This window comes from Corynebacterium sp. LaCa_205, from assembly GCF_057458085.1.
The window spans coordinates 299,672-317,004 of the sequence record NZ_CP190931.1; the positions used below are offsets into that span (position 1 = coordinate 299,672).

The 17,333-nt window shown below is 61.9% G+C and carries 18 protein-coding genes; 8 read left to right on the top strand and 10 right to left on the bottom strand.

Translation table 11 applies throughout. From position 1 onward, the window contains the following. Positions 1 to 27 precede the first annotated feature (27 nt). On the top strand, positions 28 to 699 hold the full coding sequence (locus tag ACP8J1_RS01520; RefSeq protein WP_034656208.1) for a metal-dependent transcriptional regulator: 672 nt from the start codon (positions 28 to 30) through the stop codon (positions 697 to 699). On the opposite strand, the gene menE is transcribed toward ACP8J1_RS01520, so the two are convergent. The 9 genes from menE to ACP8J1_RS01565 all read right to left on the bottom strand — a co-directional run bounded on the left by menE (position 700) and on the right by ACP8J1_RS01565 (position 7,744). Next, positions 700 to 1,833, bottom strand: a complete 1,134-nt coding sequence (gene menE, locus ACP8J1_RS01525; RefSeq protein ID WP_005322961.1) for an o-succinylbenzoate--CoA ligase — start codon at positions 1,831 to 1,833, stop codon at positions 700 to 702. Between the two features lie 56 nt (positions 1,834 to 1,889). Continuing rightward, complete coding sequence (locus tag ACP8J1_RS01530; protein ID WP_023020499.1) at positions 1,890 to 2,717, bottom strand: metal ABC transporter permease; 828 nt, start codon at positions 2,715 to 2,717, stop codon at positions 1,890 to 1,892. After that, entirely contained in the window at positions 2,717 to 3,550 is an 834-nt protein-coding gene (locus ACP8J1_RS01535; RefSeq protein WP_023020500.1) for a metal ABC transporter permease, read from the bottom strand. The genes ACP8J1_RS01530 and ACP8J1_RS01535 overlap by 1 nt, the downstream gene beginning before the upstream one ends. Then, positions 3,547 to 4,233: a metal ABC transporter ATP-binding protein gene (locus ACP8J1_RS01540; RefSeq protein ID WP_023020501.1), complete on the bottom strand. Its 687-nt coding sequence runs from the start codon at positions 4,231 to 4,233 to the stop codon at positions 3,547 to 3,549. Before ACP8J1_RS01540 ends, ACP8J1_RS01535 begins: the two co-directional genes overlap by 4 nt. A gap of 6 nt (positions 4,234 to 4,239) precedes the next feature. Then, positions 4,240 to 5,406, bottom strand: coding sequence for a metal ABC transporter substrate-binding protein (locus tag ACP8J1_RS01545; RefSeq protein ID WP_023020502.1), 1,167 nt, complete (start codon positions 5,404 to 5,406; stop codon positions 4,240 to 4,242). Positions 5,407 to 5,575: 169 nt separating this feature from the next. After that, positions 5,576 to 5,764 carry a hypothetical protein gene (locus ACP8J1_RS01550; protein ID WP_005322954.1) on the bottom strand — a complete coding sequence of 63 codons (189 nt, stop codon included), beginning with the start codon at positions 5,762 to 5,764 and terminating at the stop codon, positions 5,576 to 5,578. Between the two features lie 91 nt (positions 5,765 to 5,855). Continuing rightward, positions 5,856 to 6,005, bottom strand: a complete 150-nt coding sequence (locus ACP8J1_RS01555; RefSeq protein WP_005322953.1) for a hypothetical protein — start codon at positions 6,003 to 6,005, stop codon at positions 5,856 to 5,858. 15 nt (positions 6,006 to 6,020) lie between these two features. Next, positions 6,021 to 6,989, bottom strand: a complete 969-nt coding sequence (locus ACP8J1_RS01560; RefSeq protein WP_034656212.1) for a 1,4-dihydroxy-2-naphthoyl-CoA synthase — start codon at positions 6,987 to 6,989, stop codon at positions 6,021 to 6,023. A 293-nt stretch (positions 6,990 to 7,282) separates the two neighbouring features. After that, a complete protein-coding gene (locus ACP8J1_RS01565; RefSeq protein WP_023020504.1) occupies positions 7,283 to 7,744 on the bottom strand; it encodes a DIP1984 family protein in 462 nt (153 codons plus the stop codon). A gap of 75 nt (positions 7,745 to 7,819) precedes the next feature. Between ACP8J1_RS01565 and ACP8J1_RS01570 the strand changes: the two genes are divergently transcribed. Then, positions 7,820 to 8,845 (top strand): o-succinylbenzoate synthase, encoded by a 1,026-nt coding sequence (locus ACP8J1_RS01570; RefSeq protein WP_023020505.1) that lies wholly within the window; start codon positions 7,820 to 7,822, stop codon positions 8,843 to 8,845. A 3-nt stretch (positions 8,846 to 8,848) separates the two neighbouring features. Here ACP8J1_RS01570 and ACP8J1_RS01575 read toward each other — a convergent pair whose 3' ends face one another. Further along, complete coding sequence (locus tag ACP8J1_RS01575) at positions 8,849 to 9,760, bottom strand: hypothetical protein (protein ID WP_023020506.1); 912 nt, start codon at positions 9,758 to 9,760, stop codon at positions 8,849 to 8,851. Between the two features lie 198 nt (positions 9,761 to 9,958). Between ACP8J1_RS01575 and ACP8J1_RS01580 the strand changes: the two genes are divergently transcribed. The 6 genes from ACP8J1_RS01580 to ACP8J1_RS01605 all read left to right on the top strand — a co-directional run bounded on the left by ACP8J1_RS01580 (position 9,959) and on the right by ACP8J1_RS01605 (position 17,298). Further along, positions 9,959 to 12,361, top strand: a complete 2,403-nt coding sequence (locus ACP8J1_RS01580) for an ATP-binding cassette domain-containing protein (RefSeq protein ID WP_034655717.1) — start codon at positions 9,959 to 9,961, stop codon at positions 12,359 to 12,361. 78 nt (positions 12,362 to 12,439) lie between these two features. Beyond that, entirely contained in the window at positions 12,440 to 13,186 is a 747-nt protein-coding gene (locus ACP8J1_RS01585) for a hypothetical protein (RefSeq protein ID WP_023020508.1), read from the top strand. Positions 13,187 to 13,243: 57 nt separating this feature from the next. Further along, on the top strand, positions 13,244 to 14,866 hold the full coding sequence (gene menD / locus ACP8J1_RS01590) for a 2-succinyl-5-enolpyruvyl-6-hydroxy-3-cyclohexene-1-carboxylic-acid synthase (protein WP_034656216.1): 1,623 nt from the start codon (positions 13,244 to 13,246) through the stop codon (positions 14,864 to 14,866). Continuing rightward, entirely contained in the window at positions 14,867 to 15,337 is a 471-nt protein-coding gene (locus ACP8J1_RS01595) for a DUF3592 domain-containing protein (protein ID WP_023027803.1), read from the top strand. Between the two features lie 60 nt (positions 15,338 to 15,397). Beyond that, positions 15,398 to 16,597, top strand: a complete 1,200-nt coding sequence (locus tag ACP8J1_RS01600; RefSeq protein WP_023020511.1) for a glycosyltransferase family 4 protein — start codon at positions 15,398 to 15,400, stop codon at positions 16,595 to 16,597. 11 nt (positions 16,598 to 16,608) lie between these two features. Then, positions 16,609 to 17,298 carry a demethylmenaquinone methyltransferase gene (locus tag ACP8J1_RS01605; protein WP_023020512.1) on the top strand — a complete coding sequence of 230 codons (690 nt, stop codon included), beginning with the start codon at positions 16,609 to 16,611 and terminating at the stop codon, positions 17,296 to 17,298. The last annotated feature ends 35 nt before the right edge of the window (positions 17,299 to 17,333 follow it).

Consider the following 17,333-nt stretch of genomic DNA (forward strand, 5'->3'; position numbering starts at 1 on the left):
GGCAAGGCCTTTACTACGATGAATGTCATGCATTTAAGCGATCTCCCTGAACGTACCCAGGACTACCTCAAAGTCCTGTGGGACCTCTCCGAGCACTCCGGCGGCGCGCCCATCGCGCTCAAGGAGCTGGCGGGGCGATTGAACCAAAAGGTGCCCACGGCGTCGGAAGCCGTAAAGCGTCTCGTTGCCCAAGGGCTGGTGGAACATGAGCGCTACGCTGGCGTTTCGCTGACCCCAGAGGGCCAGGCACTGTCCATGGGCATGGTCCGCCGCCATCGTCTCCTCGAGACCTTCTTGGTCAAAGAGCTGGGGTACACCTGGGACGAGGTTCACGAGGATGCCGATCTCCTCGAGCATGCATGCTCCGATCGCTTCATCGATCGACTCGATCAGCACCTGGGCCATCCTCAGCGCGATCCCCACGGCGATCCCATCCCCGACGCGCAGGGCAGCATCGAGGACCTTGGCACGCTCACGCTTGACGACGTCCCCCTTCACACCCCTGTCACCATCGAGCGGGTATGCGACGGAGACACCGAGCTGTTGCGCTACCTCGACAGCCATGGCGTCGGCCTGGGCGTCGAGGTCGTAGTCGATTCCCGCGTTGCGGGCCTGCTCAACCTGCACGCAGGGGACGAGGAGTTCTCTCTTGCGGAAGTCGCGGCCGCCGACGTGACGGTGCGCGCTAACGAAGTCTAATCAGTTCTTAAAGAGCCCTGCGACACCACGACGGTCCACCTTGCCGGGGCCGGTCAGCGGCATCTCAGCAATGCGGATAATCTCGCGCGGAATCTGCCACCGAGGCAGGTCATCGAGCGCTTCGAGGATGTCGGTGCGCGAGGCCCAGCCGGTGTAAGCTGCGGCGATCATCTGGCCAAGACGTGGATCAGGGATGCCCACCACGCATACACTGTCGACGCCCGGTACCTGCAACAAGAGCTGTTCCAGTTGTTCTGGGTGCAACTTCAACCCGCCCGAGTTGATGATGCTGTCCAGACGTCCAGTGACGGTGAGTTGACCGTGGGCGTCGAGCTCCCCGGCGTCGGAAGTTGCGAACCAGCCACCGACGAAGTCGCGCGATTCCACATTGCGGTAGCCCTGCGCAATGGTCGGCCCGCCCAGGAAAATGCGGTTATCTTCCCCGATGCGCACCTCGGTGCCGGGCAGGGGAGTGCCGTTGTAGACGCAACCGCCCGCAGTCTCCGAGGAGCCATAGGTGGTTACCACGGTGATGTCGAGCTTGCGCGCAGATTCCAATAGCTGGGGATGTGGCGCTGCTCCACCTACCAGGATGGAGTTGAAACGGCGCAGTGCTTGGATGCCGTCCAGCGAATCGAGTGCCTTGTGCAGCTGCATCGGTGTGAGCGCGGTGTACATGCGGTCCTCGGTGTGGGCGAGTTCTTCTGCTGCGCGGGCGAACTCGGTGATGTTAAAGCCTTGGGACAGGTCGAGGCACAGTGGCTCCACACCCGCCACCAACGAACGCACGAGCACCTGGATGCCCGCGATGTGGTGGGCGGGCATGGCCAGTAGCCATTGGCCGGGGCCACCCAGGAAAGAATGGGTGGCATCCGCACTCGCCACCAGGTTAAGCGGGCTTAGCTGCGCACCCTTCGGTGTGCCCGTGGAACCCGAGGTGGACACCACCAAAGCAATGTCCTCAGCAATCGATTCGCCCGCGCGCATGTGGTTGCGCAGCAATTCCGTCCGCGTGCGGTCCGCTGCGGGAAGGGGTAAGAGCGTGGTCTGCCCAGCGATGGCCTTCTCGAGGTCATCCAAAATTCCTGCGGGATTGCGGGGATCGACTGGGAGTGGGGCGAGGATATGAGTCACGAATAATCAGGTTACCCGGGCATATCGCTCGTCCCGGGAGGCGGCGCGCCGGGCGTTTAGAGCAAGGCGCGCAGCCCCATGCTGAGCAAATAGAACACACCCGCCAGCACCGCGATGCAGCCGCCCGCCGACAAACTGAGTGCGGCCGCCAGCCAGAGCCCGCCGCATGCCAGCGCAATGCCCGCGATACCGGCACCGAGCATGAGCTGGGTCGGGCGCTTGATCCACGGCTGCAACGCCGCCGCCGGGGCTACCAGCAGCGCCAGGGACAAGATAGTGCCCACTGCGGGAATCACCACCACCATGGTCACGCTGATAAGCGTGAGGGTAAGCAAGTCATAGCGGCCGGGCTTTCCGCCTTGTGCGCGGAAGGACGTCTGGTCGAAGTAGAAGGAGACTAACGTCCGGCGAAATGCCACCAGCACGCCAAGGCTGACCACCACCAGGGCGCCGACAAACCAGACATCCTGCGCATTGACAGTGGTCAGCGAGCCCACGAGAAAGCTATCCACGTGGATAGGTAGCGGTTGGAACCAGCGCAGCAACAAGATGCCCAGGGAAAATCCCAAGGTGAGCGTCACGCCGGCGGCAGCGGTCGAAGAAATGCCCTCGACGGTACTCAACCACCGCATAAGCCAGGCCAAAGGCAGGCAGAACAGTGCCGCCCCCACCATCAAACCCGTGGAGAGATCCAAGCTCAGAAGGTTGGCCACTACTACACCGAGCACCGCGCCGGGGAAGATTCCGTGCGACAGGCTCTCGGCGAAAAAGACGCGCTTGCCCATGACCATCAAGGTTCCAACCAAGCCAGATAAACATCCCACAGCAATGGCCTCAAGGAGGGGCATCCGCAGGATCTCTGGATCAAGATGAGACAGTCCCATTAGCTAAATACCCCCTTCAAGCCCGCTAGCGGCACGGTGGCAACCAGCATCAAGCTGACGATTGCCTGCGGCGAAATCTGGTGCGTGGTTTGGGACAGCATGATGGCAAATCCAACCACCACTGCCAGCGTGGACAAACCCGCAGCCCAGAAGCACATGCTGCGCGGGGATCCTGCGATCAAGCGCGCCGAGAGGCCTGGAATGACAATAAAACCGATAACCAGCAACACACCCACTGCCGAGCTAGCCGCCACCACGATTAGGCCAACCGCGATATTCGCAATGAGCTCATAAGCCGCCACGTTGATGCCCATGGCGCGGGCCGCTGTGGTATCGAAAGCGACGAGAATCTGCATGCGCCAGGTTGTCAGGATGAGTAGTGCCGCAATCACGCAGAGCGTGACGGAGGTTGCCAGCCTGGACTGCGTGACGTCGAGAAGCCGGCCAAACATGAGGGCCTCCAGCTGCCCGGACTTGTCGCCATAGGCCAAACTGATGACCACGCCGATGCCGTACATAAAGGTCAGCACCACGGCCGTTCCGGCTTCCATATCCAGCTTCTGCGCTGACTGGCCCTGCCCAGAACCCAGAGAAGCCAGCACCAGCACCGTCACCGTGGCCACCGCGGCCGCACCCGGCACGATGCCCGGGATGCCGCCCACGATGAGCCCTACCACGATGCCCGGAAAAACCGAGTGCACGAGGGCTTCCACCGTAAATTCCATGCGGCGGAGATTAACGAGGACGCTAATGGCAGCTCCCGCAATCGATAGGCACAGCAGGAAGAGGAAAGCATTGCGCAGGTACGGGGCGAAGAGAATCTGCTCTATCACAGTCGCGCGCCTTGCTCCATATAGGTTTCCACTGCTTCCTCGGTTCCCATGGTGCGGACCTTGCCGTCGATCACAAACGCCGCCCAGTCGCAGGTGTGCTGCGCCAAGATGGGGTCGTGAGTGGAGACGAGCAGGGCGATTCCTGCTTCCTTGAGATCCGCAATGATCTGAATCAGGATTCGGCGACTTTCTTGATCAAGCCCGTTGAAGGGTTCGTCGAGAAGCACCAGCTCCGGGGCCGAAACCAACGCGCGCGCGATGAGCACGCGCTGGCGTTGCCCACCCGAGAGCTGGCCAAACCGCGTCTCGGCGAGGTGCTCCATCCCCACTTGTCGCAGGGCATTGAGTACGCAGTCGCGGTAGCTACGCATGCTCGTGCACCTGTGCCACCAGCTCACTGAGGGCAAAAGGCCCATTTCCACGACCTTGTAAGCCGTGACGGGAAAGCTCAGGTCGGAGTCTTGGTACTGCGGGACGTATCCGAGCGAGGCGTCGATGGTGGCCATGCCGCGCAAGGCAGCCAGGCCAGTGATTGCCTTGAGCAGGGTAGATTTGCCCGCGCCGTTGGAACCTAGGAGCGCCACGGCCTCGCCCGCGCGGATCTCAAGGTCAACGTCGGTGAGGATATCCCGGGCGCCATAGCCGCAGGTGGCATTGTGCAGAGTGACTAATGGGGAAGACATAAAGAGCTACTTTCGCTTGGCGAAGTCGAATTCCTGCAGCGATTCTGGCAACGGTTGCTGCTTGGAGTCCCAGGCGCTGACCAGGGTGTTGATGTTGTGGACGATGGATCCGATGTAGGTCTCGCCCTCACTGCCTGGCACACCTAGCGAGTCGCCGTACAAAGCGTCGTCGGATGTAACCGCCTTGACGCCTGCGGCGCGGGCGATGGCCTCGATGGACTTCGAGTTGTTGGAATTCTCCGCAAAGATGGCCTTGGCGCCGGACTCGCGGACCTTCTTTACCTGCTCATCGATGTGGCTCGAGGTGGCGTCCTGCTGGTGGTTGAAGTCAGACAGTGCGGAGCCGATGAATTTCACGCCATACTCGTTAGAGAAGTAGCCGAAGGCGTCGTGGGAAGAGAAGAGCACGCGGTCTTGCTCAGGAACTGCGGACATGGAATCGCTGGCCCACTTGTCGAGGTCCTCCAACTGGTCGGTGTACTTCTTGCCGGCGGCGGTGAAGGCGTCCTTGGCCTGCGGGGAGGCCTGGGACAACGTGTTGACGATGTTGTCGACCTGAATCTTGGCCTGCTTCGGGGAGGTCCACACGTGCGGGTCGTACTTGAATTCTGGGGCCTCGCCGTCCTCCCCCGGGAAAGGCCACGGGCGCGGGCTCACGTGCTCGATGCCCTCGTCGATGGTGTACTTGCCGTTGCCATCGCCCATACCTTCGCTCTTGACGCCCGAGGTCACGGCCATGACGCCGTGGAAGCCGGAGGAGTCCACGGCTTGGTCGAGGAAGTGCTCGAGGTCGACTCCGTTGACGAACATGTAGTCGGCCTGGGAGAGCGCCTGCATCTGCTGTGGGGTCATCTCGTGCTCGTGGGCGCTGGCGTTGGGGGCGAGCAAACAGGTGAGGTCGAGGGTCACTGGGCCCTCGCCGGAGGTGGTCTCTGCACCTTGGGAGTCGACCTTGTGGAGCTTGACGCCGCCGGCGGCTATCTGGGTGAGGTAGTCGCAGATCTGGGTAGTCGTGGCCACGGCCTTGACGGTGTCGCCGTCCTTCGGCTTTGCAGCGTCGATGGATTCCTTCGAGGCGCTGCAAGCGGCGAGGCTGGCGCCGAGTGCGAGGGCGCAGGTGCCTGCGAGAATGCGCTGTAGGGGCCGGCGTGGGGTGCTGTGATTTGAGTTCATAATGAACTTCCTTTGTATTAGGAGAAGTGAACTCAACAAACACTAGCACCCTTGAACTAGATTGTTCAACGTAATGAACTTAGGTGGTCCTATCTCTTCCTTAAGCTGCCAAAATTTAAAAATGCCTCTCACTTCAATGAGTGAAGTGAGAGGCTAGGAAGCGGTGGCCTTATTTGGCTACTTTTGCCTTTTTGCTGAAGGGGAGCTGATCCAGGGAGCGTATGCCGGGGCCGGCGGCGAGCATCAGGCCCGCGACGGCGACGGTCCATTCGGAGAACTTTTGCCAGCCCTGGGCGATGAGAATTACGCCCAGGGCGACGCGTGCTGCGAGCATGACGAATGAGTTGCAGAGTTTCATGTTCGACACTTTAAGTATTAACTATGGGCATGTCCACAATTGCTTGAGATGTCTCACTCCGGTCCGAGGGCGTCCCACGCCATTTACTCCGCTACATGTATGGATTGCGCGGGGTGTCCTCCTGATCGAAGGGACGCTCCCCGCTGTCCTGCGCATCCTTGATACGCTTGAGCATCCACACTCGCGAGACGATGACGCCCGCCAGTGCAAGTGTGGCCAAGCCGATGGCGAAAATCCACATCGTGCTAACTCCTGGCTAGTAGTAATATGGGAACTGCTCCCACTGCGGGTCGCGCTTTTCGAGGAATGCTTCTTTGCCCTCGACGGCCTCGTCGGTCATGTACGCCAGGCGGGTCGCCTCGCCGGCGAAGACCTGCTGGCCCATGAGGCCGTCATCGGTCAGGTTGAAAGCGAACTTCAGCATGCGCTGGGCTGTTGGGGACTTGCCGTTGATTTCGCGGCCCATCTGGATTGCGGCGTCTTCCAAGTCGGCGTGATCGACAACCTCATTGACCGCGCCCATCTCATACATCCGCTGGGCATCATAGGTGCGACCCAAGAAGAAGATCTCGCGGGCGAATTTCTGGCCCACCATCTTAGCTAGGTAGGCCGAACCATAGCCGGCATCGAAGGAACCCACGTCCGCGTCCGTCTGCTTGAAGCGCGCCTCCTGGCGGGAGGCGACCGTCATATCGCAGACCACGTGCAGCGAGTGTCCGCCGCCGGCCGCCCAACCATTGACCACGGCGATAACCACCTTGGGCATGGTGCGGATAAGGCGTTGGACCTCGAGGATATGTAGGCGGCCGCCTTCCACCTTCTCGCGGGCGGTGTCCACGGTGGATTCATCCGCGGTGGCGTCATCATGGGCGTGCTCGGTGGCGTAGCGGTACCCGGAGCGGCCGCGAATGCGCTGGTCGCCGCCGGAACAAAACGCCCAGCCGCCATCCTTTTCGGAAGGGCCATTGCCGGTGAGCAAAATCGTGCCCACATCCGGCGTGCGGCGGGCGTGGTCGAGGGCGCGGTAGAGCTCGTCTACGGTATGCGGGCGAAACGCATTGCGCACCTCCGGGCGGTCGAAGGCGATGCGCACGATGCCGTTCTTGCGGCCCTCGCCGTTGAGCCGGTGATAGGTGATATCCGTCAGGTCCTCAAAACCTTCTACGGCATGCCATAATTCCGGACGGAACGGATTATCGGTGCTGTATTTTTTCTGCTCGCTCATGATGGCCAGCTTAGTGGCAAAAGAAGAATAGTCCCCATTCCCAACCCTCACCCACACACGCTGCCCAGCAGGCCGGTAATAATCAATACGCGATACTGCGAGGTTGTTGCCCCGCATAATACCCGTGTACGCCATACCAGCGCGGTACTCCATGCCATGGGGAGACTCGAACTCCCCGCCCCTTAAAGCGCTAAAGGGGGCCAGTGTCCCAGGATTTTCCCCTCCAGGGTGGGGGCCTGCTCGCTGCAGGTGTGTGGGCTACCATCGCGCGCTTTGAGCAGCGCGCGATATGACTATCCGTTTTTCAGTTCGGTATTCCAGTTCAGCTGCTGGATGCGGGTATCCAGCTCACGGTACTGCTTAGACAAATCATCGACGCGCTTGCGCAGCTCCGCCACCGGGATGGTAGAGACAAACTTGATCTCGGTGCGGGAATAGCGATCCGAGCGCGTGCCCGCCCGCTGCGCTAGGTCGTGGTAGATGCGGCGCTTGCGCAAGAGGCCGTCGCGAAGCGCGAGGGCTTCCATCAAGTTCCTCTTCTCATCAAAGGCGGTGGCGATATTCGTCGCATTGATGGCCTGCACCAGCTCATCGATGCGCCCGGCCACGCCGTCGAGCTCACGCAGCAGCTCCTGCGGATCCTCATCCGGGGTATCGCCCTCCTGCACGCGGGCCACGGTGAGCAGCCGCTCGTGCAGGCTATTGAGGCGCTCCTGTGCCTGGGCGCGCTCCGCTAATGCCTCAGCTAGCAGCATAATTCCTCCTTTATTGGTATAGGTTCTCAAAATAGCGCAGAGCGGGGGAGAGGTCAATGGCCGGCGGGCGCTACCATGAAGACCATGCATATCGATGACGTTCTCGACCGCGCCCACGTAGTCTCCCTCCCGCTTGCCGTGCGTTTCCGCGGCATCACCACGAGGGAGGCCCTGCTCATCGAGGGCCCGGCCGGCTGGGGCGAGTTCGCGCCCTTCCTAGAGTATGGCCCGGCCGAGTCCGCCGCCTGGCTGCGCGCCGGGCTCGAGGCCGCCTACGAGGGCTTCCCGGAGCCGGTGCGCGATTCCATCGAGGTCAACGCCACCATCCCAGCCGTACCCGCCAGCGAAGTCCCGGCCGTGGTGGAGCGCTACCCCGGCTGCCGCACCTTCAAAATCAAGGTGGCGGAGAAGGGGCACACGCTTGCCGACGACGCCGCTCGCGTCCGCGCCGTCCGCGACGCCGTCACCCAACGCGGCGATATCCCCATCCTTCGCGTGGATGCCAACGGCGGCTGGACCGTCGATGAGGCGGTCGAGGCCGCGCAGATGATGATGCCGCTGGACTATATGGAGCAGCCGTGCGCCACCACCGAGGAGCTCGCCCAGGTCCGCGGCCGCCTTATGCGCGCCGGCCTCTTTGTACGCGTTGCCGCCGATGAATCCATTCGTAAGGTTGCGGACCCTTATCGCGTGGCCGAATTGCAGGCCGCGGATGTCGCCGTGGTCAAGCCCGCCCCGCTTGGCGGCGTGCGCCGCGTCCTCGAGGTGGCCCAGCACCTGCGCCAGCGCCATATGGATATCACGGTGGCCTCCGCGCTGGATACCTCCATTGGCATCAATATGGGCTTGGCGGCCGTCGCCGCCCTCCCGCGCATCTACGACGACGAGGACATCGACGTCACCCCGGCCGCCGCCGGCCTTGCCACCGGCTCCCTTTTTGAAGAGGACGTCACCGCCCCGCGCCCGCTTATCGATGGCCACCTTCCCGCCGATATCCTCGCCCCCGACCCAGACCGCCTCGCCGCACTCGCCGCCCCCGCCGACCGCCGCGACTGGTGGTTCGACCGCCTTCGCGCCTGTTGGCCGCACCTGTCTGACTAGGCCCTAGAGCAAGCTTTGGTGAAACCGCCATGCCGGAGTCACCAACGCCCGCCGCACCTTTTGCGGACTGCTCTTTAGCCCGCGCACGCTGCGCCGATGCGCCACCGTTTCCTGCACCGTCTCCACCACTAGTTTGAGGTGGTAGTCGGTGCACTCATCCGTAAACTTCAGCGGCGCCCATCCGTGCTGCACCGCGTGATTGGTCTTCCACGTCCCGATGAGGAATTCCCGGTGATTATTCTCCGGCGCGTGATAATAAAGCGAGTCCAAGTCCACCACCGTCGTCCCCGCTTCGAAGCCTAAATCCCAGGTATACGGCCCAAGCCGGAAATTTGGCACCGGCTTGAGCCCCACCCGCCGCATCTCGTGGTACATCCGCTGCTCCCATTTCGACGCCGTCCCCACCGGCGCCTGCTCCGCCAACTCGCGCACCGCGTCCCTTTTCTTACTGATCACCAGCTCTAAATCGGCCGCGAACCTCCCCCTTCCGTTGAGCCCGCGATACGCCTGCGCCAGCGCATCCTTCAGCAGCCACTTGCTGCAGTGCTCAAAGCTCAATGCATCTGCTACCGCCTGCGCCGGCAACGCCATCTTTACGCCCCTCACTCGATTCGCCGGCACTGGTCGCGACCTCACCATATGCACCAGATCATCCGCCCGCATCCGGCTATTATTATCCACCCGGATCACCGCCGGCAGGCGTACTTCGCATAAGCCATAGGCCGCGAGAGCCGCTGTCCCTGAAAACACCGCGTCCGGATAAAGCTGTGCCACCGCGTTGAGCTTATCTTTCGCCTCTGCCTCCGCCGGGACGTAACAATTGCGCCTAAGCCGGAGGAGTCTGCCCTCTGCCACCTCCTTTTCAATTCGATATTGAGTCATTCCTTTTTCGAACAGGTCTTTTCGTGTGTACATAGCCTTTTAGACTGCTGCGCTGAGGATTCGGTTCCGCGGAACTGCTGGGATCACGACTTTCGTCCATACAAACCGCTTAAACCGTCGACGAAATCCCTGGTTTAGATGGACGAAAATCGCGATCGGTGCGCGATCAGCGGCGGAAAGCCAAGATAGAGGTCGCTGCCCAGCCCGCCACCTGTGCGTACGCTAGAGGACATGTCTACTATCAAGGTCCGCGATGCCCACCTGCACAACCTGCGCAACGTCGACGTCGATATGCCCCGTGGCAAACTCGTCGCTGTCACTGGGGTGTCCGGCTCTGGCAAGTCTTCGCTTGCTTTCGGCACGATTCACGGCGAAGGCCAGCGTCGCTACCTTGAATCGGTAGCCCCCTTCGCACGCCGCCTCATTAGCTCGGCCGTCGACCCGCAGGTCAGCCAGGTAGAGGGCCTGCCGCCGACGGTCGCGCTGCAGCAATCGAACTCCGGCGGCGGGGCGCGCTCCACGGTCGGCACAGTCTCCGCACTCTCCAATAGCGTGCGCCTGCTCTATTCGCGCGCTGGGGATAACCCGGAGGGCCTATACTCCGATTCCTTCTCGCCCAATACGCCTGAGGGAATGTGCCCGCAGTGCCACGGCACGGGTGTGGTGCATGAGCCGACCGAGGACTCGATGGTCCCGGATCCCACCCTTTCCATCGAGGAAGGCGCCATCCAAGCCTGGCCGGGCGCTTGGGCCGGCAAGAATTTCCACGACATCCTGATGAACCTAGGCTATGACCTGGATTCGCCCTGGCAAGAGCTGCCACAGAAAGACCGCGACTGGATTCTCTTTACCGAGGAGCGCCCAGTAGTCACGGTCAAGCCCCTGCGCGGCAAGGACCAGATTCAGCGCAATTATGAGGGCACGTGGCGTTCGGTGGCCAGCTACCTGAAGAAGACGCTGGCAGAGACCCAATCGGATACCCTGCGCAAGCGCACCCTGTCCTATATGGAATCGCGCGAGTGCGAAACCTGCGGAGGCCGCCGTCTCAACCCAGCCGCGCTGAAGGTGGCTTATGCGGGCATGCCCATTGATGAGCTGGGCGCGCTGCCGCTCGATAGGGTCCACGCGGTGCTCAGCAAGCAGAATCCGGAGGAGAATTCGGCCGAGGACTTATTGCTCAAACAGATTCTTCCTGCCTTGACCTCGGCGCTCGAGCTCGGCCTGGCGCATCTAAGCCTGGATCGGCCAACGCAGAGCCTATCTGGCGGCGAGATGCAGCGTATCCGACTGGCGGCGCAGCTGCGCTCCGGTCTCTTTGGCGTGGCCTATGTGCTCGATGAGCCCTCGGCCGGCCTGCACCCAGATGAGCGCGATGCCGTGATGGACATGTGCCGCCGCTTCATCGCGGCCGGCAATTCTGTGCTCTTGGTAGAGCATGACATGGATTTGGTCGCGCAGGCGGACTGGCTCGTTGACGTCGGCCCGCTGGCCGGCGAGCGCGGCGGTAACGTCGTTTATTCGGGTCCAGTCGCGGACTACGACGCGGACACCCCCACCGCCCGTGCCTTGGCTAATCGCACGCTCGCGCTTGCCGACGACCCCCGTACCCCCTCTTCCCACCTCACCCTTCGCGGCATCAAAGCCCGCAGCATCGACAACCTCGATGTAGATTTTGGTCTCGGCCAATTCACGGCGGTCGCTGGAGTATCCGGTTCCGGTAAGTCCACTCTGGTCAGTACGGTACTTGCCGGCCTGCTGCGCCAATCCGCTACGGCCGTCTCCGATGAAGAAGAGACCGAGGAGAAGGGCTGGTCGGTAGAGAGCACGGAAGGTTTTGACCGAGTCAAGCGCGTCGTGCAGATTACCCAAAAGCCCATCGGCCGCACCCCGCGCTCCACGCTGGCAACCTATACCGGTCTTTTCGATAACGTCCGCAAGCTCTTCGCCTCCACCGACGAGGCCAAGCAGCGCAAGTGGACGGTCTCGCGCTTTTCCTACAACGTGAAGCAAGGCCAGTGCCCCACCTGTGGCGGCGCGGGCAAAATCGAAGTGGAGCTGGTCTTTTTGCCAGGCTCGTATACCACCTGCCCAGAGTGCGGCGGCGCCCGCTTCAACGACGAGACTCTTGAGGTGACCTGGCAGGGTCGCACCATCGCGGATATCTTGGAGCTCACCGTCGACGAAGCCGCAGAGGTATTCGCCGAAGAGGAAAAGATTTACCGCGCCATCGCCACACTGCAGGCCGTCGGCCTGGGTTATCTCCGCTTGGGTCAAGGTGCACCGGAGCTGTCCGGCGGAGAGGCCCAGCGCATCAAGCTCGCCACGGAACTGCAGCGCTCTCGCAATTCTCGCCGCGGCCACACGGTCTACCTGCTCGATGAGCCCACCACGGGCCTGCACCCAGCCGATATCGACCTGCTCAATACCGAGCTGCATAAGCTGGCGGATGCTGGATATACGGTGATCGTCGTCGAGCATGATCTTTCGGTCATGGCGAATGCGGACCGCATCATTGAGATGGGCCCGGGCGCTGGCGAAGATGGCGGCCGCATCATCGCGGATGCCACCCCGGCGCAGGTTGCCGCAGAGGATACCGCCACGGGCCGCGCCTTGAGTGCACGCCGAGCGCATTAAGCGGCGAGCCTTAGCTACCCGTTAGCTGTGGGAGACCTCTCTGGGATCTCACAGCAAAATGGGGTAGAGGTAGAGGGTATGACTACTAAAGGCCCTCATGGCGATAATAATGAAACCCGCAGCTGGTCCAGCCCGGCGGATGATGCCACGCGCCAGATTGGCCGCGTGCCCGATAATGCCGCAGGCCCCAGCCGCGACCAAGCGCGCCGCGAGTACCCCAAGCAGTACTTCCCAGGCGAGCAGCAGACGCAGAATGAGACTCGTCAATTTGATGCGGCCGCTGGCTATCAGCAGGGCTACGGTCAGCAGCAAAGCTACGGCCAGAACTATCAGCAGCCGGCCGGGCAGGCATATGGCCAGCAATACGCGCAGCAGCCCGAGTACGAACCGGTGCCGTCGAACTATGATCCGGACCAGCCGGAAAAGCGCAAGAAGAAGGGCGGCGGAGGCGGCGCTATGGTCGGCGTCTTTGCGGCTATTGCGGTGCTGGCAGTGCTTGCCGCGGCTGTGCTGTTTTTCCTGTGGCGCAATGCCGCGGACGAGGCAGATAAGCCGGAACCAGAGCCGGTGACGGAGACACTGACCACGCAGGTTCCCACTACCGTGACGCAGACAAATGAGCCGGATACGCAGGATGAAAATTCCAATAAGCTGCCGAAGCTGCCGGATTTCCAAAACGAGCTGCCCTCCGATATTCCGACCGAACTACCGCCAGAGGTGCAAGACCAGTTGGATAGGGGCGGCGACGTGGACGTCGAGGGCCTCCTCAATGATCTCTTGGGCGGCGGCGGGGAGCCGGCCGACCAGCAAGGCACTCAGAACTAAGCGCCAGGCACCTGCCCGGTAAGGGAAATGGCGCGCGGGCAGGTAAAATCGGGCGGCATGAATGAATCGATGCAGTTGGCTGAGAAGGTAGCCACCCAACTGGCGCGCCACCTCACGGATGTCGTCTTGTGCCCTGGTTCGCGCAACGCGCCGCTGTCGTTGGCGCTTTTAGCACGTGATGATATCCGCGTTCACACCCGCCTCGATGAGCGCGGAGGCGCGTTTACCGCCCTAGGCATGGCGCGAGTGCAGCGCCGCCACGTGGGCGTGGTGATGACCTCGGGAACTGCCGTGGCCAATACCCTGCCGGCCGTGGTGGAGGCACATTATTCCCATACGCCGCTGGCCATCATTAGCGCCGACCGGCCAGAGCGTCTGGTAGGCACGGGTGCCTCCCAAACCATCGAACAACAGGGCATCTTCGGCGTATACGCGAAAACCACCCAGGTCACCAGCGCAGATGATCTGGAGGCGATGTCCCAGCGCTTCCGCACAGACCTGCAAGTACACATCAATGTGGCCTTTGATGCCCCGCTTGTCGACGCCGCCTTGCCCGCCCGTACCTCCGGCGACGGCGTGCGCGAGCCAGCACCGGCCTTTGTGGACCACGGCGAAGTAGCCGTGGACTTGAGCAAGAACACACTGGTCATTGCCGGTGATGAAGCCTGGGAGGTAGAAGGCTTAGAAGACGTGCCGACCATCGCAGAGCCAAGCGCGCCGGGCCCGTACCATCCGGTACATCCGGCGACGGCGCATATCTTCCGCAAGGCGCAGGTCTCCGCGAATGATTATGTGGTCAATACCAAGGTGGAACAGGTCATCGTCGTCGGGCACCCGACGCTGCACCGCAGCGTTTTGGCGCTGATGAATGATCCGGATATTGATCTGGTGGTGCTCTCGCGCACCAAGGACTTCACCAATCAGCGCGGCAACGATGCTCGGTTGGGCACCACTGTCAAGGTCACCGGCGAGCCGAGCCGCGAGTGGATGAAGATTTGCGAGGGTGCTACCGACATGGCGGGGCAAGCCGTGCGCGAGACTCTTGAGGACGAAGACCTAGGATTTACCGGGCTGCACGTGGCGGCCGCGGTGGGCGATACGCTCTCCGTCAACGACACCCTGGTCCTTGGCGCCTCGAACCCGGTGCGCGATGCTGCATTAGTGGGCCTGCCCTTCGACGGTGTCGATACGTACTCGCCGCGCGGGGCGGCCGGTATTGACGGAACCATCGCCCAGGCCATCGGCATTTCCTTGGCCACACAATCGCTGGATCCCACCAATTGGCGTGCCCCACGCGTTATGGCGCTGATGGGCGATGTCACCTTCTTGCATGATGCGAATAGCCTACTCATCCCGGAAGACCAACCGCGTCCGGAAAACCTCACCATCGTCGTAGCCAATGACAATGGTGGCGGCATCTTTGAGACCCTTGAGCAGGGGGCCGATGCGCTGCGCGCGTCATTCGAGCCGGCGTTTGGGACGCCGCATGGGGTGGACGTCGGCAAGCTGGCAGAAGCCTACGAGGCAGACTACCGCGAGGTCACTACCCCGCAGGAGCTGCTGGATACGCTGGCGGAACTTAAGGAATACTCCACCGGTATCACCATCGTGGAAGCAAAGACCACCCGTGCCACGCGCCGGGCGCTCACTGAGAAGTTGACCGCAAAGGTGGGCCAGTAAGTGGCTTCGCCGCAGCATAAACCGCACGCAGCCGTGGTGCCGCGCTATACGGCTGCGGTCTATCGTCGCCGCCTGCACCAGCTGACGCTGGCGTTGTATCTGGCCGCACTCGTGGGTGTGGTAGGCATGGTCATCGGACCGGCGCTTAATGATCACGCCATCGCCGCCCACCCCGCGCGTGCTCTGGCCACGGTCAAAGACGTGGGAATGCTGCGCACCACGGTGGATTTCCAAGACAGTGAGGGGATTTACCACACCCCGAAGCACGGGCTGCTTTATCCCAGCGGCCTGGGTGAGGGGCAGCAGGTGTGGGTGCAATACGCCCTCGATGACCCTGATCTGGTCAAGGTAGAAGGCCGTAAGTGGACGCTGGCTATCATCCCAGCGGCTTCGGTAGGGGTGGTGGCTACACTTATTGCGGCCGCTTTGTGGAAGCTGATTAGCTTCTTTACCCGCCGTGCGGAGAAATAATTAACCAAGATTTTCCACTAGCTTCACCATTAACTTAAGAAAATAGGTCATTATGGTGGCATGCGTGTTGCGATCGTGGCTGAATCCTTCCTTCCCAATGTCAATGGTGTGACCAACTCAGTGCTGCGCGTTTTGGAGCATCTGCACGAGACGGGGCAGGAGGCCATTGTTATCGCGCCGGGCGCCCGCGAAGGCCAAGAGGAAATTCCGGACTACCTCGGATTCCCCATCTACCGCGTGCCCACCGTGCGCGTGCCGCTGGTGGATTCGCTTCCGGTGGGAGTTCCTACAACGGCGGTGGATGAGGCGCTGCGTGATTTCAAGCCGGATATCATCCACCTAGCCAGCCCCTTCGTACTCGGCGCGGCAGGTGCCTTCTCCGCCCGTCAGCAACGCGTGCCGGCCGTGGCGCTGTACCAGACTGACGTCGCCGGATTCGCCACCAAATACCATGCTTCCGCGCTGGCCTATGGCGTCTGGGAGTGGCTGCGCACCATCCACAACTCCTGCCAGATGACCCTGGCACCGTCTTCTCTGACCATCCGGGATCTGGAAAAGCACCACATCAAAAACGTGCGCCATTGGGGACGCGGCGTGAATGCGGAGCTTTTCCACCCATCCAAGCGCTCTGCTGAGCTGCGCCGCAGCTGGGAGCCGAGCGGCACGAAGAATATCGTCGGCTTCGTTGGGCGTTTGGCTGCGGAAAAGGGGGTGCACCGGTTATCGGCGCTCAATGGACGCGAAGATATCCAGCTGGTCATCGTGGGCGATGGGCCGGAGCGGCCATTATTGGAAGCCCAGCTTCCTGGGGCCGTGTTTACTGGCGCTCTGTCTGGCGAAGAACTTGCCGCGGCCTATGCCTCTTTGGATGTTTTTGTCCACGCCGGTGAGTTTGAGACCTTCTGCCAGTCCATTCAGGAGGCGCAGGCCTCCGGCGTGCCTACCATTGGGCCGCGTGCCGGTGGTCCGGTAGACCTCATTGAGGAGGGCTATAACGGGCTTTTGTTGGACGTGAAGACCTTTGTGGAAGACCTCCCCAATGCGGTGGATGCGCTGCTCAACCCAGAGATCCATCAGGAGATGCGCGATAATGCCCGCGAGTCCATTTCTTCCAAGACGTGGAAGGCGCTGTGCGAGCAGCTCGTGGGCTATTACGAAGAGGTGCTGGAGGATACCCGCCGGGTGCCCCTGACCATTTTGGGGCAGCGCCCGGCGCTGCCGCGGTGGGCGGCTCGTGCCCTCGGCGCCCGCGTGGCCTAAACTGATCATTTGTGTCTAAGGCAGATCTGGATAAAAAGCCCTTCGATGTGGCGCGCATGTTTGACGCCGTGGGCGAGAAGTACGACCTCACTAATACCGTCTTGTCCTTCGGGCAGGACGCGCACTGGCGCAAGCGCACCCGCGAGCGACTAAACCTACAGCCGGGGGAGAAGGTCCTCGATCTTGCGGCCGGCACCGCCGTATCCACCGTGGAATTGTCCAAGTCCGGTGCGTGGTGCGTGGCGTGCGATTTCTCCCGCGGGATGTTGGCCGCTGGCCGTGAGCGTGACGTACCCAAGGTGGCCGGCGATGGCATGAAGCTGCCGTTTGCGGATAATACTTTTGATGCGGTGACCATCTCTTATGGACTGCGCAATATCCACGACTTTGAGCTCGGGCTGCGTGAAATGGCGCGCGTGACCAAGCCGGGCGGGCGTCTAGCGGTGGCGGAATTTTCCACCCCGGTGGTGCCGATTTTTGGCACCGTGTACAAGGAATACTTAATGCGCCTGTTGCCGCCGGTGGCGCGCGTGGTTTCTTCTAATCCGGATGCCTATATCTACCTCGCGGAGTCCATTCGTGCATGGCCGGGGCAAGAGGAGCTCGCGGCGGCTATCAATCGCAATGGCTGGGCCGAGGCTGGTTGGCAGAACCTTACCTTTGGCATCGTGGCGCTGCACTCGGCGGTCAAGCCCGCCTAGGTGCGGGCCTGGGCCCGCGCCTAGAGACATGAGGG